The sequence below is a fragment of the Pseudomonas sp. HAR-UPW-AIA-41 genome, assembly GCF_002304225.1.
In the GTDB taxonomy this organism is placed as follows: Bacteria; Pseudomonadota; Gammaproteobacteria; order Pseudomonadales; family Pseudomonadaceae; genus Aquipseudomonas.
Window position 1 is genome coordinate 45,482 of sequence record NZ_NSLB01000002.1, and the last position, 21,872, is coordinate 67,353.

Here is a 21,872-nt window from a genome sequence, read left to right on the forward strand (position 1 = left end):
TTCGTTCGCTGGACGTCCAAAAGCTGCGCTTTTGGCCGCCCGTTAGCTTAATCGTTAGGCAATCAAAATGAGCTTCGACATCATCGTCATCAAACCAGCGGATTCTTCAATAACTGATCTAACCGAAGTTGAAGAAACCACACCACTTGGCAGCGCTGATGCAGTTGCAGAAAAGTTCAACTCAATATTCCCAGGCTGCCTAGAAGACGGGTTCGTTTCTGGCGCTAATTACTCAGTCGAAATTTCGCTATCTGGCGGCCCTGTTGAGTCAGCACACTTAACGCTACATTTTGGTCCATCTTGGAGCAATCAAGCTGAAAATTATTTTATGCAGCAACTCACAAGCATTTGCAGTTCTACCGACTGGGTAGCATTTGCAGTTTCAGACAACGCACGCATAGCACCGTGAGGCTGCCTAACAATGCGCTCAACTGCCGCTCACTTCGTTCGCTGGACGTCCAAAAGCTGCGCTTTTGGCCGCCCGTTAGCTTAATCGTTAGAAGGCACCATGGCTGCGTACTACACGCCAGAAATCGAGCACAAAACTACCGCGCTAATTCAGCGACACTTTCATGTGCCCGAAGAACGTGCTCAGCGCTTAGCAGTCGCCGCACTTAACGGTATTGAATCACACGGCCTCAATCCAAATAACTGGGACACAGTTGTTGACACGGTCAAGGTCGTGGTTGCTTCATGGATAAAGAGCGGTTATCTACTGTGAAGCTGCCTTCTAACAATGCGCTCAAAGCGCTCACTCCGTTCGCTGGGACCGGCTAAAGCCGGCCCCTTAGCTTAATCGTTAGGGGTTGCATATGAGAATCACAACAATAGCACCCGGATTTATATTTTTATTTGCCTGCACCACATCTTATGCAGCGCCCAGCAAGTGCTACACCATAACAGATAGACTGCAAGACTTCAGCGCGACTGAAGAGACGTGGGGCGAGGCAACATCTTTCTTAAAAATTATAAATATCGAAAAAGAAAAAATTGAATTTGAGCTTAAGCAATACGGTGCAAATTTCCATACTTGCGGATTACCAGGTTTTGCCTTCAAACAAGCTGACGGAACCTTTGTATTCAAAGACGAAAAGGAATATTGGCCTAGGGCGTGGGAGCTGCATGGAATTTCCCAGAGCAATAAAATCTGCGAGATCCATTTTGGCTTTACTGAAAACAGAGTTTCGATAACCACTGTAAATTCATGCCATAGCTTTTGCGGCGCAAGAGCCTCCATAGGAGGCTCGCTAAATAAATCTGAAAACTGCGACCAGTACAGCCTCCCCTAACAATGCGCTCAACTGTCGCTCACTCCGTTCGCTGGACAGCCAAAAGCTTCGCTTTTGTCTGCCCGTTAGCTTAATCGTTAGAGGCAAAGCGTGAAAATTAAGTGGCTGGCCTTACCGCTAATCGCGGTCATAGTAGCTGTAGCAAGTCTATACGCCTTTGCTCACACTCTGCCTAACCTTGTTCTTCCTCTGAGGTCAGTTAATGCATTTGCCTCTTCTGATGGTGGCTCAGTCACAATTGAGATTGAAGATGCCGCTGGTAATCAATTTTACTTCGGAATTGAAGGCAGCCTAGACACACCGCGCGAAGTGTTCCCGTCCTTTTACGCACGCCCAATCTTCGGAATACCTCTAATCATCAAGCCCAAAGTTGGCAGCCTTGAAGAACGCGAGCTTGCAGATTTCGCAAAAAATCTAGCAACGTCCAACCTCACCACAAAAGCATTGAGCAAGGTTACGGCTAACGAGCTAGGCGGGCTTTCAAAAGAAGAATTCAAATACGCCGTCATCTATTCCATATACACCACTCTCAGTGAGCGCCATGCCTCTAACTAGTGGTTCAAGCCGCTCGCTTCGCTCACTCGGGACGTTCAAAAGCTACGCTTTTGCCGCCCCTTAACCAAACGTTAGGCCTCACACATGTCGAACCCCATTGATGTCCAGACTGATATTCTTTCTAAAATTTCAGAGTATCTCTATGACAGCGCCCCCTCAGAGTTTGAAGAGGCAACCTGCACTTTTGAATACGATTGTGAAGATGATGGCAGCTGGTCAGTTGGATCTAAATTTTCATATACAGACAACGGAATAATTTTCAGTGATTACCTCAATGACGAAGGTGGCAAGCTTACAGATCTCGTCGCCAAACTTCATGAAGTAATGCATTCACACACAGGTGGCAAGTGGAGCGCGTTTACTATTTCCGTTAAGAACGGCGGCCCCGCAAACGTTAAATTCAAGTATGAATGAATACGGCCTAACAACTGGTTCAAATCGCTCGCTCCGCTCGCTGGGACGGGCTAAAGCCCGCCCCTTAACCAAACGTTATGTGCCAAAGGAAGGTCTATGTCGCTCCCCAAAGACAGAGTTGTAGTCGCAAGCGATGTAAATCCTCGAGATGGGATCGGTGTTGAAATCTACAGAAACGACGAACTGGTCGTTGAAATTTTTAGGGACGATACGGACAGAACTCGGACAGTAACAGTATTCAAAGAATCAATTTCACTTGAGCTAATGGAGGAATCCATTCAGATATTCAAGAAAGAGATTCCTTGGGACTTCATTGAATACGAGGAATAGGCACATAACAATGCGCTCAACTACCGCTCACTTCGTTCGCGGGACGTCCAAAAGCTACGCTTTTGGCCGCCCGTTAGCTTAATCGTTATGTGCAAACACACATGAAAGAGCTCATTGCAAGCCTGAAGGTTATTGGAATAACTCCTGATGGAGAGCGGATCGATATCATTGCCGAAATCGGCAAGCCGTTCCCAGTTGAAGGCCAAGAAGACATTGATGAGTGGGCATGCCCAGTGTCACTTAAGCCGCTATACAAACGGCTGCATAACGCTCACGGAAGTGGCTCATTGCAAGCACTCTGCCTAGCGACAAGCCTTGCTTTGAATTTACTGCAAGGCTTTATCGAAAAAGGCGGAAGGCTAGTTCATGAGGACGGAACCGATTTTCCTCTTGAAGCTTATTCCTTTGGCCTCGCAAAAGGCACATAACAATGTGCTCAACTATCGCTCACTTCGTTCGCTGGACAGCCAAAAGCTGCGCTTTTGTCTGCCCGTTAGCTTAATCGTTAGATGCAGTTTCAAAAATCACGGAACCATCATGGCATTCGACATGTATCACGGTAGCGAGAAAGCATGCATAGAAACGCATGAAGAGTCGCTATTCGTTCCTGTTAACGAAAATCCGAAATACCTATGCCTAGGCTGGCTTTTGGCAGAACTCTATAACTCCCCCAGGATTCCACCAGAAAAATCGAATATTATTGTTCATGAGCTTATTGCGTTGCGAGAGGAGCTTCTTGGCACAGAGCTAAGCTATGTAACAAGAACCATTGACAGAATCATGCCTTTCTTCAGCAAAGCATACATACTCAAAGCTGAGATAAAGTGCGTAAGCGATTGAGGCTCGTGCCATGCATCTAACAAGTGGTTCAAATCGCTCGCTTCGCTCACTGGGACGGGCTAAAGCCCGCCCCTTAACCAAACGTTAAACATTAGAGGAAAACTCCATGCGGCTTGTCTTAACTTTGATTCTAATAACACTTTCGCTCATATCAAATGCTGCTCCAATTAAAGGGGCAGGAGCCGGAAGCTGTGGTGAGTGGGTAGAAGAGCGGCGAGAAAATACATATCACGCCACACTGCATTGGATCCAAGGCTTCTTGAGCGCTTACAACGCGTATGTTTATTCTGGAACAAATCCTGACGGTGTATTTGGTGGCGCAGACTATAAGGCAATTGCCGTCTGGATGGATAACTATTGTCAGAAAAACCCTTTAAGCACCCCATATACAGGTGCCGAACTTCTTATCAAAGAGCTGGAAGCCCAGTACAACTAACGTCTAACAATGCGCTCAATTATCGCTCACTCCGTTCGCTGGACAGCCAAAAGCTGCGCTTTTGGCCGCCCGTTAGCTTAATCGTTAGGCGTTACCAAAATTAAAAATTTATTCTGCTCTATTTTTATAATCATCCTAATGGGTTGCGCGCCATCTCACGGTGTATGGAGTCGTGGCCTTGACGCTATGGTCGGTACAAAATTCAACGGTCACATATATCAAGATTGCCACAGTGGTTGTGGTGACTCTTACTGGTCACCATCAAATAAAAATGAAGAATTTGACAAAGTTATTCCTCAGGGAAACGACAAGCGCTACTACATTACATGGGAGAGAGCATGTAAGTACTCCGTTTTAGTTTCCGAACCCGGCATAATTAAGTCTTGGCGATACGAAACGAATGAAGTTAATAGCTGCTATGTTTATTAATTTGCGATCAACAAGCAGCTATAAAAATTTATCACTAATGGTGCCGTCGCCTAACAAGCGGTTCAAATCGTTCGCCGCGCTCTCTGGGACGGACAGAGCCCGCCCCTTAACCTAAACGTTAGGCAGAAACAGTTATGAAGAACCTACAAACCCTGAAATTACTTGCGGGCATTGGAGTCCTACTTACCTTTCTGTCTTGGCTCTTTGATAAGTCAGCATGGTTTTCTTCCGTCCTTCTAAATATCGGCTCCGGTATCGTGACGTCAGTTGTGCTCATATATGCATATGATCTATTAATTGAAAGGCAGCAAGAAAAGCTTCGAAAAGACAAACAGCGTCGAGCAATTTCAAATCAAAAAATCACACTACGACAACATTACAGGGTTTTGCTTGACTGCTACAGAAGCGCTTACGCTGGCGCAGAACCAGCAGAGTTCAAAGATATAAATTCATTTCTCGGCGCTCGCTACGAAGAAACATTTGCCGCACTAAATATTTATGCACCCTCACCAGCAAACTCAATGGGCACCACTCCATACTATAAATATATAGAAGACTCGTTTATACAGCTATCCAGCTCTCTCCACTTAATGCTGGCCGCATCTGGAGACAATCTAGATCAAGAGTTGTTCGCTGCAGTGGATAACCTACTAAACTCCGAGTTCATGAGGGTTTGCCAATCCCTCAGCGCAATATGCACCTTCACAATCCCCGGCTTCGGCAACGTACCCAGCCAGCTCATCACGGGAATGGGAGATCAAGTAAGAGACTACTGTATAAAATTCTGTCAGTTAATAAACGCCTTCGAGAAGGTTGAGCCCCAAGGCCTGAGAGAGTACAGAAAAGAAGATTGGCAGAATTTAATTTTACCTATTGGGCACGCTCGCGTAGCAAGCGCCTAACAAGTGGTTCAAATCGCTCGCTCCGCTCGCTGGGACGGGCTAAAGCCCGCCCCTTAACCAAACGTTATGTGCCAAAAGGGAAAATCACGATGCCTATTGATCCTGGCAAAGTAGAGCAATTGTTAGATAAAGCTCTCGAAGTATTCTTCCGTGCGGAGTCAGATAATATTGCCCTGGGCACTAACGAGAGAAATCTCTGCGGGCGCTTAGCTATCCATCTCAATAATTTGCTTCCGGAGTTTGCTCTAGAAAGATATTACGCAGACACCGAGTACAACAGAAAACAAGATGGTCGCGTTAAAACAATTCTTGACCATCAGCACGTTATAGTAACCATCAACTGCGACCTCATACTTCACTCAAGAGGTGAGCTTGTGGCAGAGGATAATCTCATTGCCTTTGAGGTTAAGAAATCCACACGACCGAATCACGAAAAAGAGGACGATAGGAACAGACTTCGGGCGATGACTAAGGCCAGCTACGACGATGTTTGGTCAGCAGATGGTATCGCTCACCCAGAGCATGTTTGCGGGTATCTCATTGGCGCATTCGTTGAGTTAGATGTAAGGTCACGCACATATCTCGTAGAGAAGTACGCTCACGGAAATATTGCTAGCTCTACCAATGGCCATTTTTAAGCTACCAAGTAATGGCACATAACAATGCGCTCAACTATCGCTCACTTCGTTCGCTGGACAGCCAAAAGCTACGCTTTTGTCTGCCCGTTAGCTTAATCTTTATATTCGCAGAGATATCATGCAATGTCTGATGGAAAAGATTACGAAAAATTCGTAAAAGACCTCCAGCAAGCACTTTTGGATTCAGAGAAATTCTCCGAGCAAAAGAACATTGAAATCGAGGCAAATAAGAAAATAATTGATAATTTCGGAATTGAGCGCGAATTCGACCTGTACTGGGAGTACGAGCTGGCTGGCGTCACGTACAAAACAGTAATTGAATGCAAAGATTACGCCTCGCGCGTCTCAATTGAAAAAATTGATGCCCTTATTGGAAAAACACGCGACATACCAGACTTAAAGCCAGTATTTGCCACCAAAACCGGCTACCAAAGTGGCGCAGAGGCAAAGGCAAAAGCTAACCGCATAGACCTTCTAATTGTTCGCAAGCAACGCGACGACGACTGGGAAGACAAGGACGGAAATCCATTAGTTAGAGAAATTAACATTGAAATGCAGATTCTGCCCTGCCCAAGAATAACAAACTTTCGACCTCGCATAGACGGAAATTGGGCAAAAGAAAATACAAATCTAGACCCAAGCACTAAATTAATTTCGTCCGGCATGAATAATGAAATATTCATTGAAGACGTTGCAAATAATGACACTTATTCACTATATGACTTGGCATATAGACTAGATTCAAAAGCCAATGGAGAATACGGCGATTTAAGCCACACAGAGACCTTTCAAGAAGCGTACTTCCTCAACAATGGGCTAAGACTAAAAATGCTTTCATATGAGGTTGATTTTTTCCGGCAAAAACCAATCATCAACCCCATCAATATTGACTTCTCAAAAGAGTTGGTCGGCGTAATTGAGTATCTTCATAAGGGTTCCTCAACGGCAATCTTTAAGGACAGAATCATTAAAGATTGGAAGTAAAATATAACAATGCGCTCAACACCGTTCGCTTCGCTCACTGGACTCGCAAAAGCTGCGCCTTTGCTCGCCTGTTAGCTTAATCGTTAGAAACCAAAGATGGACAGGTGTCAGTCCCTAAAACGCAAGCAATGACAGTGACAGTCAACGTAGAAGCTGGAGAGCCAATTGAGGTTGCGCTGCGCAAGCTCAATAAAAAGGTAAAGCATGAAACGGATCGCCGCTGGCACAAGCGAAGATTCGGTTATTACGAGAAGCCATCAGCATTGAAGCGCAAGGCAAAGAAGATGAAAGAGCTTTCAATACAGTCAGGTGGTAGGTTGTGGTTGAAAATTGGACTTAAAGAGCAATTCTCTAAAAATGGCAGCTCAGCCGCAGGGCGCTAGTCGTGCAATTGTTTCCTAACAATGCGCTCAACTATCGCTCACTTCGTTCGCTGGACGTCCAAAAGCTGCGCTTTTGGCCGCCCGTTAGCTTAATCGTTATGCACCAAACACACAGCCCTTCACGACAAAAAGATAAATTTGATGAGTGCGACTAAAATAGACAGCCTCTCTTCTCTGCTAGACCTGATATCTGCAACAAAGAAATCAGGCCATAGCTTGTATTTTAGAGGACAAAAGAAAAGGTACGATACCGTTAAGCCATCAATTGATAGAAATGGCTACTTAAAAAACGAAGATGTACTTTTTAAAGAATTCATAATAAGAAACCCCGATGAGTTCAAAGGACAGAGGTCGACCTTTGAAATACTCACAAAAATGCAACACTATGGATTGCCAACTCGCCTTCTGGATATAACAACAAATCCATTGGTCGCATTGTTTTTTGCAGTCGAGTCTGACAAAGAAACTGATGCAGAGGCTGGTGATTTTATAGTTTTTTCAATACCAGACAAATTCGTTAAGTATTACGACTCAGATACGGTGAGCGTAGTTGCAAATGTTGCAAGAAGGCCTTATGGCGAACTGGATGTCAGCAAAATATCTAGAAAAATATCCGAGGGCGAAGAAAAGAAGAAATGGATAAAAAGATTTAACGACCACGCTCACATCCAATATTTATTGCACGAAATAAAAGACGAAAAACCGTATTTTTCTCACGCCATAGAGAAAGATCACCTTCAGTCAATATGGTGTGTAAAGCCACTTCTTAACAACAGAAGAATAATAAAACAAGACGGCGCTTTCCTTTTATTTGGAATCGACGAAACAAAGAAGAAGCTTGCCAATTACAAGAAAGAGGAGTTTGAGCCAATCAGATTCGCGGTCGAAAACAAACAAAAACTCAGGGAGCAACTTGAGTTACTGGGGTTTTCAAGGGATAAGATTTATCCGGAAATGGATACGACTGCAGACTACCTCAAAGAAAGATACAAAAACGCATAACCATTCCGTCGAGAGGGACCGCCCACAAGCTGCGCTTGTGGGTTCCCTTCGCGGCTTCGCCGCTACGGCGGCTCCTCACGTCAAACATTAGGCGCTTAGGAGACATATGCGCGGAATTCTTCTGTTCATTTCAATGCTGATAATGGGATCTGGATCGATGGCCAAGGAAGTCGAGAAATCTGAAGCAGAAATGGTTGCCAGCCTTCGACAGATGGCCCTTTCGCTGAAGCCAAGCGACATTGGTATTTCCGCAGCAACGTTCCCGCATGAGGTGTGGGGCGTCCTAATGGAAACGGGCTATGACAGCGGAGCATTCACTTTGGTGGTTCTGGCCGACGGAACCGTCAGTATCTACTTCAGTACAGGCGGCGGAATTATCGGTGCTGGTGAGCATGAAAGCGTCAGGCAGCCAGCAGGCTCCTTCATTGGCCTGGCTAACCGCTATGTGTATGTGGCTAAGCCTTCAACAGCACAGCCGCTACCACCAGACGGTCTGACTACCTTCTACTTTCTAACCAATAGCGGCATTCGCTCATACTCAGCAAAAGAAGTTGACCTCGGCGAAGGGCGCGAAAAGCTCTCAGAGCTTTTTCATGCAGGCCATGCCGTAATTGCTGAGGTTCGTAAAAACCAGCAATAAGCGCATAACAATTGGTTCAAGCCGTTCGCTTCGCTCACTCGGGACCGGCTAAAGCCCGCCCCTTAACCAAACGGTAGCCATCTCATGTCACCACTTGCAGCGTTTGGAATAATCGCCGCTTCGACTGCCGCATTGGCTTTGGCGGTGGTTCTTGTGCGCTTCAATCGCAAACGGCTGTTCGTTGCGCGTTGCGCTGCAACGCTTACACCAGAGCAACTCGAGTGCATCTATTCGCTTGTCGAGCAAACCGGTACTACCGCCGCCAACGGCTATGTCTTGGCTCGCACAAACAAGACGACCACCGAAACAAGGTGCCTTGTACCAATTCCAAAGGAACTGTCACAGTTTCCCTGGGCCGGGAGAGTCGTCGAGGCCACGGTATCCAACACAGTCGAACTCCAGTTCGTTGAGGCCACAGCCTTCGAGCCTTCTCTCTTGGGTCATGTGTATCGCCCGGTGCAAGTCCCTCGCCATGAAACGAAGAGTTTGACCAAACAAAGAAACACGTTCTCACCAGAACGGTACGTTGCCAGCAGTGAAGAGTTGTCTGTGGCTTTGAGCACCGCATGCCCTGAGTACCCAACCGAACTGCTGTGCTACCTCTTGTGCGTCGGCAGGGCGAGCTTCGAGTTCGACCCCATCGATCAAGCTCGCATCGGTACTAGTCCGGCATGGGTCCAGGATCCTGAGCACCAGACTTGCGATGAGTGCCGAAAAAGAATGCATCTCGTCCTGCAACTGCCCGGCACGCTCATTAGCAAGAAGGCCTTCCACAGGGGAACGTTCTACCTCTTCGGCTGCGTCACGCATCCAGACCGAACCAAGACTCTCGGGCAGTTCACGTGAAGACGGCTAAACCTTCCATCGAGAGGGACGCCCAAGGGGCTAGCGCCTCATGTACAACGTCAGGCCACTTATGAAAACCACCTCATTCAGGGGCTGATGAAGGCGCCTTGCGACTCGCCACGCCACCAAAACCCGGAAACGAAAAAGCCCAGCGCTAGGCTGGGCTTTTTCTAAGGTCTGGCGGTGAAGAAGGGATTCGAACCCTTGATACGGTTTCCCGTATACACACTTTCCAGGCGTGCTCCTTCAACCGCTCGGACACTTCACCGGATCTCGCTGGGCTTGCACCCCGCCGAGGCGCGCTAAATTATCCGAACAGTCCGCCCTTGGCAACCTCTTTTTGCAGTTTTTTCATGTGCTTACCCTGCCAGCGCGGGGTCGTGTACAGCTGTTCACGCGACCAGCTGGTCAGCCTCAAGGCTTGTCCTCCGCCATCAGGCTGAGTAAGGTCTGCCGACCTTTCGGCATCGGCCGCAACCTAGGAACACAGATATGAGCGACCTGATCAGCTATCAACTCGAAGACGGCATTGCCACCCTGACTATCAGCAACGGCAAGGTCAACGCCATTTCCCCGGACGTGATCGCCTCCTTCAATGCCGCCCTGGACCAGGCCGAAGCCGATCGCGCCATCGTCATCATCACCGGCCAGCCGGGCATTCTCTCCGGTGGCTACGACCTCAAGGTAATGACCTCAGGCCCGCAGAACGCCATCAATCTGGTGGCTGCCGGTTCCACGCTGGCGCGCCGCATGCTGTCGCACCCCTACCCGATCATCGTGGCCTGCTCCGGCCATGCCGTGGCCAAGGGCGCCTTCATTCTGCTCTCTGCCGACTACCGCGTCGGCGTCGAAGGCCCGTTCAACATCGGCCTCAATGAAGTGCTAATCGGCATGACCATGCACCACGTCGGCATCGAACTGGCCCGTGACCGTCTGCGCAAGAACTTCTTCAACCGTTCGGTAATCAACGGCGAAATGTTCAACCCGCAGCAAGCGCTGGAAGCCGGCTTCCTGGATGCGGTTGTGGCGCCCGATGAGCTGATGAACGCGGCCAAGGCCATGGCCACGCAGATGAAGAAGGTCAACATGACCGCGCACAAGAACACCAAGCTGAAAACCCGCAAGGCCTTCCTGGAAACCCTGGATGCTGCCATCGAGCTGGACAAGCAGCACCTGGGCTAAGCCCAAGCGGCCCCGAAAGCCCGGCCCAGCGCCGGGCTTTTTATTGCCTGACCGTTAGCCCGCCGCAGTACACTGCGCCTCCGCTTAGATCACCCGAGGTTTGCCATGGCCCGCCTAGACCTGCACTTTGCCGATGAGCTGTTTTGCTACCAGACCCATCTCACCGTGCGTATCACCGACATCAACGCTGCCAACCACCTGGCCAACGATTCGATGATCTCGATGATTTCCGAAGCGCGGGCGCGCTTTCTGTTCGAAATGGGCGTGGAAGAAACCAGCGAGGATGGCATCGGCATCATCGTCACCGACCTCGCCACCACCTATAAGGCCGAAGCCCACGCCCGCGACCAGTTGCTGTTTGAGGTCGGGGTAATGGACCTGAACAAGTACGGCGGCGACATCATCTTCCGCATCACCCGCCCCGCTGACGGCAGGCTGATCGCACTGGCCAAATCCGGCTTCGTGTTCTTTGACTACCGTGCCTCCAGGGTCGTGCCGATGGCCGAGTCGTTCAGCATCAAGTTTCCTCAGGCCAATCGGCTGTAATTGCGCACCAAGAACGCGCGCACGAGCAGCACAACGCTCCAGATTGCAGCCAGCCTGGGTCTGCTCAGGCCACAAAAAGCCCCAGAACAGTGCTAGGGAGTATATTGGCAAAGTTGGCCCGGCACTTGCTAAAGCCCTTTTGACGGCAGCCAATGATGGTTGCCCCATACGGCAAAGGCGTCGCATTCAACCGGTCGGTCAGGTACCGCGTTGAGGCGGCGCCTTTTTCGTTTCTGCTCCGTTGTCGGGGCCGGCATGCCGACTGTGATCCAGCGGCGCGTTTGACTCTTTGCTCCTTGATGGCCTTGGCCATCCGCGGCGGGCCATAAGCCCACTGCTTCCCTCGCCGCCGGCCTTCCACGCTGTGCCGGCTGGCGGGGGCTCTTTTAATCACTGCCGATTGAGGTGAGAGATGAATACAAGTTTCTGGAAAGCCGGCCACGCACCGACGCTGTTCGCCGCCTTTCTCTACTTCGACCTGAGCTTCATGGTCTGGTACGTGCTCGGCCCGCTGGGCGTTCAGATTGCGGCAGACCTGCAGCTGTCTACCCAGCAGCGCTCGCTGATGGTCGCCACGCCGATCCTCGCTGGCGCCGTGCTGCGCTTCCTCCTCGGCATCCTCGCCGACCGTACTTCACCGAAGACTGCCGGCCTGTTCGGTCAGGTGGTGGTCATCGCCGCGCTGGCCGTAGCCTGGCTGCATGGCATCCACAGTTATGAGCAGGCACTGTTGCTGGGTCTGTTCCTGGGCTTCGCCGGCGCCTCCTTTGCCGTCGCCCTGCCGTTGGCTTCCCAGTGGTATCCGCCGCAGCACCAGGGCAAGGCCATGGGCATCGCCGGTGCCGGGAACTCCGGCACTGTGCTGGCCGCCCTGTTCGCCCCGGGCCTGGCCGCAGCCTTCGGCTGGAACAATGTGTTCGGTCTGGCGCTGATTCCGCTGGTACTGACCCTGCTGATCTTCGCTGGCGTAGCCAAGAACGCCCCCACCCGCCCGGCGCCCAAAGCTCTGGCCGACTACCTGAAAGCCCTGGGCGATCAGGACAGCTGGTGGTTCATGTTCTTCTACAGCGTCACCTTCGGCGGCTTCCTCGGTCTGGCCAGCGCCCTGCCCGGCTACTTCCACGACCAGTACGGCTTCGACGCGGTCAAGGCCGGTTACTACACCGCCGCCTGCGTCTTCGCCGGCAGCCTGATGCGCCCGCTGGGCGGTGCCCTGGCCGACCGTATCGGCGGCATCCGTGCCCTGCTGGTGATGTACACCGTGGCTTCGCTGTCGATCGCCGTGGTCGGCCTTAATCTCTCCAGTGCCACCGCCGCTCTGGGCCTGTTCGTAGTTGCCATGCTCTGCCTGGGCGCGGGCAACGGCTCGGTGTTCCAGTTGGTGCCACAGCGCTTCCATCGCGAGATCGGTGTAATGACCGGTCTGATCGGCATGGCCGGCGGCATCGGCGGCTTCTGCCTGGCCGCTGGCCTGGGCGCGATCAAGCAGTCCACCGGCGACTACCAGTTGGGCCTGTGGCTGTTCGCCAGCCTCGGCCTGCTGGCCTGGGTCGGCCTGCTCAGCGTCAAGAGCCGCTGGCGCACCACCTGGGGCAGCGCAGCCATGACTGCCGCACGCGTCTGATACCGGGTTAAGCTCCCACCCACCCACAAAGCCCGGCCCTGCCGGGCTTTGTCCATTGAACGGAACCCCCATGAGCCTGCAACTGACCTTTGCCCAAGCCAGCGCCATCGGCCCGCGCAGCGAAAATCAGGATGCCCTGCGGGCAGTCACCCCGGCGCCGGCGCTGGCGGTCAGCAAGGGCAGTCTGTTCGCTCTGGCCGACGGCGTCAGCCAATGCGCCGACGGTGGCCTGGCAGCCCGCGCCACCCTGCAGGCACTGGCTCTGGACTACTACGCCACGCCGGAAACCTGGCCGGTGGCCCAGGCCCTGGATCGCCTGCTGGTGGCGCAGAACCGCTGGCTGCAGGCCAATGGCGGCGGCCAGCCGCTGCTGACCACCCTCACCGCCCTGGTTCTGCGCGGGCGGCGCTATACCCTGGCGCATGTTGGCGACTGCCGTGCCTACCGATTTAACCACGGCAGCCTGGAACTGCTCAGCGAAGACCACGTCTGGGAACAACCGGGCATGCAGCATGTGCTCAAGCGCGCCATGGGGCTGGACCAGCATCTGGTGGTGGATTACAGCGAAGGCGAGCTGCAGGCCGGCGAACTCTTCCTGCTACTCAGCGATGGCGTCTGGGCCGCACTGGGCGACGACCGTATCCGTGGCATCCTGCGCGACGAGCCCGAGCCGCAGGCTGCGGTCAACGCTCTGGTGCACGCCGCGCACCTGGCCGGCAGCCAGGACAACGCCAGCGCCCTGATGGTGCGCGTCGACAGCCTGCCGGAGAACAACCTCGGCGACACCCTGGCCCACCTGCGCGACTGGCCGCTGCCACCACGCCTGCGAGCGGGTCAGTCGTTCGAGGGCTGGCAGATCGAGGGCGTGCTGGCCGAATCGCGCCAGTCGCTGCTCTACAAGGTCCGTGACGAACAGGGCCAGCCCTGGCTGCTGAAAACCCTCCCCGCCAGCCGCGCCGACGAGCCGGATGCCGCACAAAGCCTGCTGCTGGAGGAATGGTTCCTGCGCCGCGTGGCCGGCCGGCATTTCCCCGAGCTGCATGCCCTGCCGCAGCGCCAGCACCTGTATTACGTGCAGCGCGAATATGCCGGGCAGACCCTGGCAGAGCTGCTCAAACAGAACGGCCCGCTGCCACTGGGGCAATGGCAGCAGCTGGCCAGCCGCCTGCTGCGCGGACTCGGCATGCTACACCGGCGCAACATCCTGCACCGCGATATCAAGCCGGAAAACCTGCATCTGGGCTGCGACGGTGAGCTGCGCCTGCTCGACTTCGGTCTGGCCTACTGCCCGGGGCTGAGCAGCGACCACGACCACCAGCTGCCCGGCACCCCCAGCTATCTGGCACCGGAGAGTTTCCAGGGTGCCGCGCCCGACGCCCGTCAGGACCTCTATGCCGCCGGCGTAACCCTGTACCGGTTGCTCTGTGGCCACTACCCCTACGGCGAGATAGAACCTTTCCAGCACCCGCGTTTCGGCCAGCCCACGCCACTCAGTCGCTACCGGCCGGATGTGCCGACCTGGCTGGAAGAGCTGCTGAACTGCGCGGTGGCCAGCGACCCTGCCCAACGCTTCGAGACCGCCGAGCAATGGCTGCTGCAGCTTGAGCAGGCCGAGCGCCAGCCCCTGTCGCTGCGTCCCCGACCGCTGCTGGAGCGCGAACCGCTGAAGGTCTGGCGCACCCTGGCCCTGGGCTCGCTGCTGCTTAATCTGCTGCTGGTGATCGTTCTGCTCAAGGGCTGAAGCAGCACCAGCCTGGTGCGCAAAGCCTCAATCGAGTGCAACTTACCTCCGCAAGGTGCCACGCGGCACTGAACAAGCCCAGCAATGGCGCGGCACACGACAACTTGGCACGCCATCTGCTTAATGACCAGCAACACACATAGCGCACGGTCTTTCAACGGTGAAAGACGGGCGGCCCGGCTGAACGGGATCAGGACAAAGGCGTCCTCGCATAACTGCGGGACGCCTTTTTTGTTTCCCGGAAAAACTCGGCACAGGTGATTGGAGAAAACCCATGAAGAAGCTCAAGCTGGTGATGGTCGGTAACGGGATGGCCGGGGTACGCACCCTGGAAGAGCTGCTCAAGCTCGCCCCCGACCTGTATGACATCACCGTTTTCGGTGCCGAGCCGCATCCGAACTACAACCGCATCCTGCTCTCGCCGGTGCTGGCCGGCGAGCAGACCTTCGAGGAAATCGTCCTCAACGACCTCGCCTGGTACCAGGACAACGGCATCGACCTGCGTCTGGGACGCAAGGTCGTGGATATCGACCGGCGCAAGCGCGTGGTCATCGCCGATGACGGCAGCAGCGCCGAATACGACCGCCTGCTCATCGCCACCGGCTCCAATCCCTTCATCCTGCCGGTACCGGGCAACAAGCTCGAGGGCGTGATCGGCTACCGCGATATCGCCGACACCGAAATGATGATGGCCACCGCCAAGACCCACAGCCACGCAGTGGTCATCGGTGGCGGCCTGCTCGGTCTGGAAGCGGCCAACGGCCTGAAGATGCGCGGCATGGACGTGACCGTGGTGCACCTGGCCGACTGGCTGCTGGAACGCCAGCTGGACAAGACCGCCGGCAAGCTGCTGCAGAGCGCGCTGGAAGCGCGTGGCATCAAGTTCCGCCTGAACACCGTGACCGACGAGCTGATGGACAACGGCGATGGCCGCGTATGCGCCGTGCAGTTCAAGGATGGCGACGTGATCCCCGCCGACCTGGTGGTGATGGCCGCCGGTATCCGCCCCAATACCGAACTGGCGGAGAAAGCCGGTATTCCGTGCAACCGCGGCATCCTGGTCAACGACACCATGCAGACCTACGACCCGCGCGTGTACTCCATCGGCGAGTGCGCCAACCACCGCGGCATCGCCTACGGTCTGGTCGCTCCGCTGTTCGAGCAGGCCAAGGTCTGCGCCAACCACCTGGCCCAGCTCGGCTTCGCCCGCTATCAGGGCTCGGTCACCTCGACCAAGCTCAAGGTCACCGGCATCGATCTGTTCTCCGCCGGTGACTTCATGGGCGGCGAAGGCACCGAGACCATCACCCTCTCCGACCCCATCGGCGGCGTGTACAAGAAGCTGGTGATCAAGAACGACATCCTGGTCGGTGGCTGCCTGTATGGCGACACCGCCGATGGCGGCTGGTATTTCCGGCAGATCAAGGAAAACGCCAACATCAGCGAGATCCGCGACCACCTGATGTTCGGTGAAAGCGCCCTTGGCGACGTCGGCCACCAGGGCCAGAGCAGCGCCGCCAACATGCCCGACAGCATGGAAGTCTGCGGTTGCAACGGCGTGTGCAAGGGCACCATCGTCAAGGCCATTCAGGAGAACGGCCTGTTCAGCGTCGATGACGTGAAAAAGCACACTAAGGCGGCCAGCTCCTGCGGCTCCTGTGCCGGTCTGGTCGAGCAGATCCTGATCAGCACCGTCGGCGGCGCCGCCGATGTGAAGCCGAAGAGCGAAAAAGCCGTGTGCGGCTGCACCGAGCTGAACCACGGTCAGGTGCGCAAGCTGATCCGCGAGAAGCACCTGACCAACCTCAGGCAGACCATGAGCGAGCTTGGCTGGACCAGCCCGGATGGCTGCGCCACCTGCCGCCCGGCGCTGAACTACTACCTGATTTCCACCTGGCCGGGCGAGGCCAAGGACGACCCGCAGTCGCGCCTGATCAACGAACGCGCCCACGCCAACATCCAGAAGGACGGCACCTACTCGGTGGTGCCGCGCATGTGGGGCGGCGTGACCAACCCGTCCGAGCTGCGCCGCATTGCCGACGTGGCCGACAAGTACAACGTGCCGATGGTCAAGGTTACCGGTGGCCAGCGTATCGACCTGCTGGGCATCAAGAAGGAAGACCTGCCGGGCGTGTGGAAGGATCTGGACATGCCTTCCGGACACGCCTACGGCAAGTCCATCCGTACCGTGAAGACCTGCGTGGGCAGCGAGTTCTGCCGCTTCGGCACGCAGAACTCCACCCAGTTGGGCATCGACCTAGAGCACGACCTGTTCAACATGTGGTCGCCGCACAAGGTCAAGCTGGCCGTCTCCGGCTGCCCGCGCAACTGCGCCGAGGCCGGCATCAAGGACGTCGGCATCATCGGCGTGGACTCGGGCTTCGAGATGTACATCGGCGGTAACGGCGGCATCAAGACCGAGGTGGCTGAGTTCTTCGTCAAGGTGAAAACCGCCGAGGAAGTACGCGAATACAACGCCGCCTTCCTCCAGCTGTACCGCGAGGAAGCCTTCTACCTGGAGCGCACCGTGCACTACATGCAGCGCGTCGGCATGGACCACATCAAGAAGGCCGTGCTGGAAGACGAAGCCAACCGCAAGGCCCTGGCTGCCCGCCTGCAATACGCCCTGTCGTTCGAGCAGGACCCGTGGAAAGAACGCATCGAAACCCCGGTGCTGAAGAAAGAATTCGACCGCATTCCGGTTGTTGCCGTCGAGGAGGCCGCTGTATGAACTGGCTGGATATCTGTGCCCTGGAAGAGATCAATGTATTGGGCTCCCGAATTGTCAGCGGGCCTAAAGGCGACATCGCGCTTTTCAGGACTTCCGCTGATGAGGTATTCGCGCTCGACGACCGCTGCCCGCACAAGGGCGGGCCGCTGTCCCAGGGGCTGATCTATGGCAAGCGTGTGGCCTGCCCGCTGCACAACTGGCAGATCGATCTGGAAAGCGGCGAAGCGCTGGCACCTGACGTCGGCTGCTCGCACAAGTACCCGGTAAAGGTGGAAGGCGGCCGCGTGCTGCTGGCCCTCAAGACCCTCAGCGACTGCGCGTAACGCGGCCAGGGCGTGCAGTGCTGCTGCACTCCCGATTTATGTAAGCGCCACCCGCAATCCGAAGCGATGTGAGGTGGCGGTCTTCGACAGGAAGCGGGCCATGACAACCCCAGCCACGACTCAAGTCACAGCGTCGACCTGCTGCTATTGCGGCGTAGGTTGTGGCGTTTTGATTGAACATGACGGCGCTAGGATTCTCGGAGTCTGTGGTGACCCTGAACATCCGGCCAACTACGGCAAGCTGTGCAGCAAGGGCTCGACCCTGCACCTGACCGGCGACCTCGATGCCCGTGCGCTCTACCCCGAACTACGCCTTGGCAAACAACTGGCCCGTGCACGCACCGACTGGGACAGCGCGCTCGACCATGCCGCCAGCGTGTTTGCCGAGACCATTCGCGAACATGGCCCGGACAGCGTGGCCTTCTACATCTCCGGCCAGTTGCTGACCGAGGACTACTACGCCTTCAACAAGCTGGCACGGGCGCTGGTCGGTACCAACAATATCGACAGCAACTCGCGCCTGTGTATGAGTTCTGCCGTGGTCGGCTACAAGCGCAGCCTGGGCGCCGATGCACCGCCGTGCAACTACGAGGACATCGAGCTCAGTGACTGCCTGCTGATCGCAGGCTCCAACATGGCCTACGCCCACCCGGTGCTGTTCCGCCGCCTGGAAGAAGCCAAGGCGCGCCGCCCCGAGATGAAGGTCATCGTGGTCGACCCACGTCGCACCGACACCTGCGATCTGGCCGACCTGCACCTGGCGATCCTGCCGGGCACCGACGTTGCGCTGTTTCACGGCATCCTGCACCTGCTGCTGTGGGAAGGCTGGATCGACCGCCGCTACATCGACGCCCACACCGAAGGCTTCGACGCCCTCAAGACGCTGGTTCGCGACTACACCCCGGCCGCCGTGGCCGATATCTGCGGCATCAGCCAGGCCGACCTGCTGCAAGCCGCCGATCTGATCGGCAAGGCGCCGAGCTTCCTCTCGCTGTGGTGCATGGGCCTGAACCAGTCCAGCGCAGGCTCGGCCAAGAACAGCGCCCTGATCAACCTGCATCTGGCCACCGGACAGATCGGCAAGCCCGGCGCAGGCCCCTTCTCCCTCACCGGCCAGCCCAATGCCATGGGCGGCCGTGAAACCGGCAGCCTGAGCAACCTGCTGCCCGGCCACCGCGAAGCCGGCAATGCCGGGCACCGCGCCGAAGTCGCCGGCTACTGGGGGGTTAACAGCCTGCCGGAGAGCAGCGGCCTGACCGCCGTGGAATTGTTCGACGCGGTGCGCAGCGGCCAGGTCAAGGCTCTGTGGATCGCCTGCAGCAACCCTGCGCAGTCCCTGCCCGACCAGAGCAAGGTGCACGAAGCGCTGCGCAACTGCCCCTTCGTGGTGGTTCAGGAAGCCTTCGCCACCACCGAAACCTGTGCCTATGCCGACCTGCTCCTACCCGCTGCAAGCTGGGGCGAGAAGGAAGGCAGCGTGACCAACTCCGAGCGGCGCATCACCCATGTGCGCCGCGCCGTGCCAGCGCCCGCAGAGGCGCGGCCGGACTGGGCGATCACCTGTGATTTCGCCCGCCGCCTGGAACGCCATCTGCGCCCCGGCCTGCCCAGCCTGTTCGACTTCGACAGCGCCGAAAGCCTGTTCGACGAGTACAAACAACTGACTCGCGAGCGCGATCTCGATCTGTCAGGCCTGTCCTACGGCATCCTCGATACTGATGGCCCGCAACAGTGGCCATTCCCAACAGGCGCACGCAGTGGCCGTTCACGTCTTTACAGTGATGGCCAATTCCCCACCGAGAGCGGCCGCGCCCAATTCGTCGCCGACGCCTACCAGGCACCTCGCGACAAGCGGGAAGCCCGTTACCCGCTGAGTTTGCTGACTGGCCGCCTTCGTGATCAATGGCATGGCATGAGCCGAACCGGTACGGCCGCACGCCTTTTCAGTCATGCCCCGGAAGCCCAACTCAGCCTGCACCCGGATGAAATGCGTCGGCGTCAGCTAAACAGCGGTGATCTGGTCGCCGCACGTAGCCGCCGTGGCAGCCTGATTCTGCCGGTCGTGGCCGATGCCAGTATTCGGTCTGGCCAGGCTTGGTTGCCAATGCACTGGGGCGATCGTTTTCTCAAGGGTCTGGGCAGCAACGTGCTAACCCAACCAGCATTCGACCCGCTGTCCAAGCAGCCCGAGCTGAAGCTCAGCACCATCGAGGTGAGTAAGGTAGACCTGCCCTGGCAACTGTTCGCTCTGGTCGAAGGAGATGTGCAACATCGTCTCAGCCAGTTGCGGCCGCTGTTCAATGATTTCGCATTCACCAGCCTCACACCCACGGGGCGTGAACGCCCCGCACTGCAGATCCGAGCTGCCAGCGCGGTTGCACCGCCCCCCGATCTGCTAGCACAGATCGACGCCCTACTCGATCTCGACCATGGCCCGGTGCTGTCCTATGACGACCCACGCCGGACCGTAGGCAAGCGCGTACGCATCGAGGATGGTCGCATCACATCACTGCGACTGGCCGGCGAAACCATGGCCCGCGACTGGTTGAAAAGCCTGTGGCTGGAGGGCAAAGCGGATGCTGATCTGCGCCGCTGGTTGTTGGCCCCGATGGCAACTCCCCCTGGGGCAACCAACCAACAGAAACCACAAAAGACTCTGTGCAACTGCCTGAACGTCAGCGAACAGGCCATCTGCGCCGGTATCGCCCGCGGCCTGGACCTGGATGGTCTGAAAAACGAACTCAAATGTGGCACCAGCTGCGGCTCGTGCGTACCGGAAATCAAACGTCTGCTGGCCACACAGTCAGTGGCCGTCAATGCCTGAGGAGAACTCCATGCACGGTAAAGTCTGGCTGGTGGGCGCTGGCCCAGGAGATCCCGAGCTACTCACCCTCAAAGCGGTAAAGGCGCTGAAGCAAGCCGACATCGTGATGATCGACGATCTGGTCAATCCGGCGGTGCTGGAACACAGCCCGCAGGCCAGGGTCATCCCGGTGGGCAAGCGCGGCGGCTGCCGCTCCACGCCGCAAGAGTTCATCCACCGCCTGATGCTGCGCTACGCCCGCCAGGGCAAGTGCGTGGTGCGCCTGAAGGGTGGTGACCCCTGCATCTTCGGCCGCGGCAGCGAGGAAGCCGACTGGCTGAGTGCACATGGGATCAGCGTGGAGATGGTCAACGGCATCACCGCCGGCCTGGCCGGCGCGACCAATTGCGGCATCCCCCTGACCCTGCGCGGTGTAGCCCGAGGCGTGACGCTGGTCACCGCCCACACTCAGGACGACAGCAGCCTGAACTGGCAGGCCCTGGCCCAGGGTGGCACCACTCTGGTGGTCTACATGGGCGTGGCCAAGCTTCCTGAAATCCGTGAAAGCCTGCTGGCCGGCGGCATGCGTGACGACATGCCGGTGGCGATGATCGAAAACGCCTCGCTACCGCAGCAACGCGAATGCCGCAGTACTCTGGCCGCTATGCAACAGGATGCGGCGGATTTTCAGCTGAAAAGCCCGGCCATTCTGGTTATCGGTGAAGTCGCCGCCGAGCAGGCCCAAGCCCTGCTGGCTAAGAGCGCCTGATTTCCCCTTCGCTCCTGCTAGGTCTTGAGTCCGGCTCCGGCCGGGCTCTTTTTTGGCTCGAATGGCCCCGATGAAATTTGCGGTAGCACCAACGTTCTGTGGGCTGATTTCAGACGTTACATGTGAACAGCAACGAAGCTATAACTCTGTATACCCAGAAGAAGAATCATATGCTTGGTGATTAGTGGTACGAACAACTTCATGCATCACGATTCAGAAATAGAAAACCGAATGGCGCGAGAGCAGAAGGTAGGACGGGACAGTAGACACGGGTGCATCACTCCTTGTACCACTGCGTGGATTGGAGTGAAAACCCTTCAGAATCAGTAGCGTGAGTTACTGGAGGCGAACCCCGCCAGCCACACCCCGGCACACGATGTCACCGCTGCGGCTGCTCCCTTCCGGGCCTGACCGGGTTCACGGCTGATCGTTGCGAGGGGACCGACAGGGCCCGCCATAACGCCA

Annotated in this window: 24 protein-coding genes, 1 tRNA gene and 1 other RNA gene; 24 read left to right on the forward strand and 2 right to left on the reverse strand. The window is 55.9% G+C overall.

What is annotated here, in order from left to right:
* Window positions 1-67 precede the first annotated feature (67 nt).
* From CK486_RS17895 to CK486_RS04560, 16 genes are all read left to right on the forward strand, one after another.
* Window positions 68-409: a hypothetical protein gene (locus tag CK486_RS17895; RefSeq protein ID WP_141248877.1), complete on the forward strand. Its 342-nt coding sequence runs from the start codon at window positions 68-70 to the stop codon at window positions 407-409.
* A gap of 99 nt (window positions 410-508) precedes the next feature.
* Window positions 509-721 (forward strand): hypothetical protein, encoded by a 213-nt coding sequence (locus tag CK486_RS18030; RefSeq protein ID WP_176481648.1) that lies wholly within the window; start codon window positions 509-511, stop codon window positions 719-721.
* 91 nt (window positions 722-812) lie between these two features.
* Window positions 813-1,289 (forward strand): hypothetical protein, encoded by a 477-nt coding sequence (locus CK486_RS17905; RefSeq protein WP_141248879.1) that lies wholly within the window; start codon window positions 813-815, stop codon window positions 1,287-1,289.
* Window positions 1,290-1,379: 90 nt separating this feature from the next.
* A complete protein-coding gene (locus CK486_RS17910) occupies window positions 1,380-1,844 on the forward strand; it encodes a hypothetical protein (RefSeq protein ID WP_141248880.1) in 465 nt (154 codons plus the stop codon).
* A gap of 84 nt (window positions 1,845-1,928) precedes the next feature.
* Window positions 1,929-2,258: a hypothetical protein gene (locus tag CK486_RS17915; RefSeq protein ID WP_141248881.1), complete on the forward strand. Its 330-nt coding sequence runs from the start codon at window positions 1,929-1,931 to the stop codon at window positions 2,256-2,258.
* 96 nt (window positions 2,259-2,354) lie between these two features.
* On the forward strand, window positions 2,355-2,588 hold the full coding sequence (locus tag CK486_RS04520) for a hypothetical protein (RefSeq protein ID WP_095939100.1): 234 nt from the start codon (window positions 2,355-2,357) through the stop codon (window positions 2,586-2,588).
* A gap of 101 nt (window positions 2,589-2,689) precedes the next feature.
* Window positions 2,690-3,016 (forward strand): hypothetical protein, encoded by a 327-nt coding sequence (locus CK486_RS17920; protein WP_141248882.1) that lies wholly within the window; start codon window positions 2,690-2,692, stop codon window positions 3,014-3,016.
* Window positions 3,017-3,125: 109 nt separating this feature from the next.
* On the forward strand, window positions 3,126-3,428 hold the full coding sequence (locus CK486_RS18035; RefSeq protein ID WP_176481649.1) for a hypothetical protein: 303 nt from the start codon (window positions 3,126-3,128) through the stop codon (window positions 3,426-3,428).
* A gap of 106 nt (window positions 3,429-3,534) precedes the next feature.
* Window positions 3,535-3,864: a hypothetical protein gene (locus CK486_RS18040; RefSeq protein ID WP_176481650.1), complete on the forward strand. Its 330-nt coding sequence runs from the start codon at window positions 3,535-3,537 to the stop codon at window positions 3,862-3,864.
* 563 nt (window positions 3,865-4,427) lie between these two features.
* Window positions 4,428-5,195, forward strand: coding sequence for a hypothetical protein (locus CK486_RS17930; protein WP_141248884.1), 768 nt, complete (start codon window positions 4,428-4,430; stop codon window positions 5,193-5,195).
* 89 nt (window positions 5,196-5,284) lie between these two features.
* A complete protein-coding gene (locus CK486_RS04535) occupies window positions 5,285-5,833 on the forward strand; it encodes a hypothetical protein (RefSeq protein ID WP_095939103.1) in 549 nt (182 codons plus the stop codon).
* A gap of 123 nt (window positions 5,834-5,956) precedes the next feature.
* Window positions 5,957-6,817: a restriction endonuclease gene (locus CK486_RS04540; RefSeq protein ID WP_095939104.1), complete on the forward strand. Its 861-nt coding sequence runs from the start codon at window positions 5,957-5,959 to the stop codon at window positions 6,815-6,817.
* Between the two features lie 104 nt (window positions 6,818-6,921).
* Entirely contained in the window at window positions 6,922-7,200 is a 279-nt protein-coding gene (gene rpsU, locus CK486_RS04545; protein WP_256574364.1) for a 30S ribosomal protein S21, read from the forward strand.
* 141 nt (window positions 7,201-7,341) lie between these two features.
* The gene (locus CK486_RS04550) at window positions 7,342-8,202 is read left to right on the forward strand and encodes an FRG domain-containing protein (protein WP_095939106.1); all 861 of its coding nucleotides are present in this window, start codon (window positions 7,342-7,344) and stop codon (window positions 8,200-8,202) included.
* A 106-nt stretch (window positions 8,203-8,308) separates the two neighbouring features.
* Window positions 8,309-8,842, forward strand: coding sequence for a hypothetical protein (locus tag CK486_RS04555; RefSeq protein WP_095939107.1), 534 nt, complete (start codon window positions 8,309-8,311; stop codon window positions 8,840-8,842).
* An 84-nt stretch (window positions 8,843-8,926) separates the two neighbouring features.
* Window positions 8,927-9,688 carry a hypothetical protein gene (locus CK486_RS04560; protein ID WP_095939108.1) on the forward strand — a complete coding sequence of 254 codons (762 nt, stop codon included), beginning with the start codon at window positions 8,927-8,929 and terminating at the stop codon, window positions 9,686-9,688.
* Window positions 9,689-9,866: 178 nt separating this feature from the next.
* Here the strand turns inward: CK486_RS04560 and CK486_RS04565 are convergent.
* A tRNA-Ser gene (locus CK486_RS04565) sits at window positions 9,867-9,956 on the reverse strand.
* A 224-nt stretch (window positions 9,957-10,180) separates the two neighbouring features.
* On the opposite strand from CK486_RS04565, the gene CK486_RS04570 reads away from it, so the two are divergent.
* The 8 genes from CK486_RS04570 to cobA all read left to right on the forward strand — a co-directional run bounded on the left by CK486_RS04570 (window position 10,181) and on the right by cobA (window position 21,407).
* Window positions 10,181-10,870: a crotonase/enoyl-CoA hydratase family protein gene (locus CK486_RS04570; RefSeq protein WP_095939109.1), complete on the forward strand. Its 690-nt coding sequence runs from the start codon at window positions 10,181-10,183 to the stop codon at window positions 10,868-10,870.
* 105 nt (window positions 10,871-10,975) lie between these two features.
* Complete coding sequence (locus tag CK486_RS04575) at window positions 10,976-11,416, forward strand: thioesterase family protein (RefSeq protein WP_095939110.1); 441 nt, start codon at window positions 10,976-10,978, stop codon at window positions 11,414-11,416.
* 412 nt (window positions 11,417-11,828) lie between these two features.
* Window positions 11,829-13,040: a nitrate/nitrite transporter gene (locus tag CK486_RS04580; protein ID WP_095939111.1), complete on the forward strand. Its 1,212-nt coding sequence runs from the start codon at window positions 11,829-11,831 to the stop codon at window positions 13,038-13,040.
* A gap of 70 nt (window positions 13,041-13,110) precedes the next feature.
* On the forward strand, window positions 13,111-14,781 hold the full coding sequence (locus CK486_RS04585; RefSeq protein WP_095939112.1) for a bifunctional protein-serine/threonine kinase/phosphatase: 1,671 nt from the start codon (window positions 13,111-13,113) through the stop codon (window positions 14,779-14,781).
* A gap of 274 nt (window positions 14,782-15,055) precedes the next feature.
* Window positions 15,056-17,512 carry a nitrite reductase large subunit NirB gene (gene nirB / locus CK486_RS04590; protein WP_095939113.1) on the forward strand — a complete coding sequence of 819 codons (2,457 nt, stop codon included), beginning with the start codon at window positions 15,056-15,058 and terminating at the stop codon, window positions 17,510-17,512.
* Window positions 17,509-17,835 (forward strand): nitrite reductase small subunit NirD, encoded by a 327-nt coding sequence (nirD, locus tag CK486_RS04595; protein WP_095939114.1) that lies wholly within the window; start codon window positions 17,509-17,511, stop codon window positions 17,833-17,835. Before nirB ends, nirD begins: the two co-directional genes overlap by 4 nt.
* A gap of 100 nt (window positions 17,836-17,935) precedes the next feature.
* Entirely contained in the window at window positions 17,936-20,659 is a 2,724-nt protein-coding gene (locus CK486_RS04600) for a nitrate reductase (protein ID WP_095939115.1), read from the forward strand.
* Between the two features lie 10 nt (window positions 20,660-20,669).
* A complete protein-coding gene (cobA, locus tag CK486_RS04605) occupies window positions 20,670-21,407 on the forward strand; it encodes a uroporphyrinogen-III C-methyltransferase (RefSeq protein ID WP_095939116.1) in 738 nt (245 codons plus the stop codon).
* Window positions 21,408-21,757: 350 nt separating this feature from the next.
* Here the strand turns inward: cobA and ffs are convergent.
* Window positions 21,758-21,854: signal recognition particle sRNA small type (ffs, locus tag CK486_RS04610), an RNA gene on the reverse strand.
* Between the last annotated feature and the right edge of the window lie 18 nt (window positions 21,855-21,872).

Bases quoted from the DNA above. Each gene is read 5' to 3' on its own strand.
- CK486_RS17895 (WP_141248877.1), top strand. From the start codon at position 68: ATGAGCTTCGACATCATCGTCATCAAACCAGCGGATTCTTCAATAACT.
- CK486_RS18030 (WP_176481648.1), top strand. From the start codon at position 509: ATGGCTGCGTACTACACGCCAGAAATCGAGCACAAAACTACCGCGCTA.
- CK486_RS17905 (WP_141248879.1), top strand. From the start codon at position 813: ATGAGAATCACAACAATAGCACCCGGATTTATATTTTTATTTGCCTGC.
- CK486_RS17915 (WP_141248881.1), top strand. From the start codon at position 1,929: ATGTCGAACCCCATTGATGTCCAGACTGATATTCTTTCTAAAATTTCA.
- CK486_RS04520 (WP_095939100.1), top strand. From the start codon at position 2,355: ATGTCGCTCCCCAAAGACAGAGTTGTAGTCGCAAGCGATGTAAATCCT.
- CK486_RS17920 (WP_141248882.1), top strand. From the start codon at position 2,690: ATGAAAGAGCTCATTGCAAGCCTGAAGGTTATTGGAATAACTCCTGAT.
- CK486_RS18035 (WP_176481649.1), top strand. From the start codon at position 3,126: ATGGCATTCGACATGTATCACGGTAGCGAGAAAGCATGCATAGAAACG.
- CK486_RS18040 (WP_176481650.1), top strand. From the start codon at position 3,535: ATGCGGCTTGTCTTAACTTTGATTCTAATAACACTTTCGCTCATATCA.
- CK486_RS17930 (WP_141248884.1), top strand. From the start codon at position 4,428: ATGAAGAACCTACAAACCCTGAAATTACTTGCGGGCATTGGAGTCCTA.
- CK486_RS04535 (WP_095939103.1), top strand. From the start codon at position 5,285: ATGCCTATTGATCCTGGCAAAGTAGAGCAATTGTTAGATAAAGCTCTC.
- CK486_RS04540 (WP_095939104.1), top strand. From the start codon at position 5,957: ATGTCTGATGGAAAAGATTACGAAAAATTCGTAAAAGACCTCCAGCAA.
- CK486_RS04550 (WP_095939106.1), top strand. From the start codon at position 7,342: ATGAGTGCGACTAAAATAGACAGCCTCTCTTCTCTGCTAGACCTGATA.
- CK486_RS04555 (WP_095939107.1), top strand. From the start codon at position 8,309: ATGCGCGGAATTCTTCTGTTCATTTCAATGCTGATAATGGGATCTGGA.
- CK486_RS04560 (WP_095939108.1), top strand. From the start codon at position 8,927: ATGTCACCACTTGCAGCGTTTGGAATAATCGCCGCTTCGACTGCCGCA.
- CK486_RS04570 (WP_095939109.1), top strand. From the start codon at position 10,181: ATGAGCGACCTGATCAGCTATCAACTCGAAGACGGCATTGCCACCCTG.
- CK486_RS04575 (WP_095939110.1), top strand. From the start codon at position 10,976: ATGGCCCGCCTAGACCTGCACTTTGCCGATGAGCTGTTTTGCTACCAG.
- CK486_RS04580 (WP_095939111.1), top strand. From the start codon at position 11,829: ATGAATACAAGTTTCTGGAAAGCCGGCCACGCACCGACGCTGTTCGCC.
- CK486_RS04585 (WP_095939112.1), top strand. From the start codon at position 13,111: ATGAGCCTGCAACTGACCTTTGCCCAAGCCAGCGCCATCGGCCCGCGC.
- nirB (WP_095939113.1), top strand. From the start codon at position 15,056: ATGAAGAAGCTCAAGCTGGTGATGGTCGGTAACGGGATGGCCGGGGTA.
- nirD (WP_095939114.1), top strand. From the start codon at position 17,509: ATGAACTGGCTGGATATCTGTGCCCTGGAAGAGATCAATGTATTGGGC.
- CK486_RS04600 (WP_095939115.1), top strand. From the start codon at position 17,936: ATGACAACCCCAGCCACGACTCAAGTCACAGCGTCGACCTGCTGCTAT.
- cobA (WP_095939116.1), top strand. From the start codon at position 20,670: ATGCACGGTAAAGTCTGGCTGGTGGGCGCTGGCCCAGGAGATCCCGAG.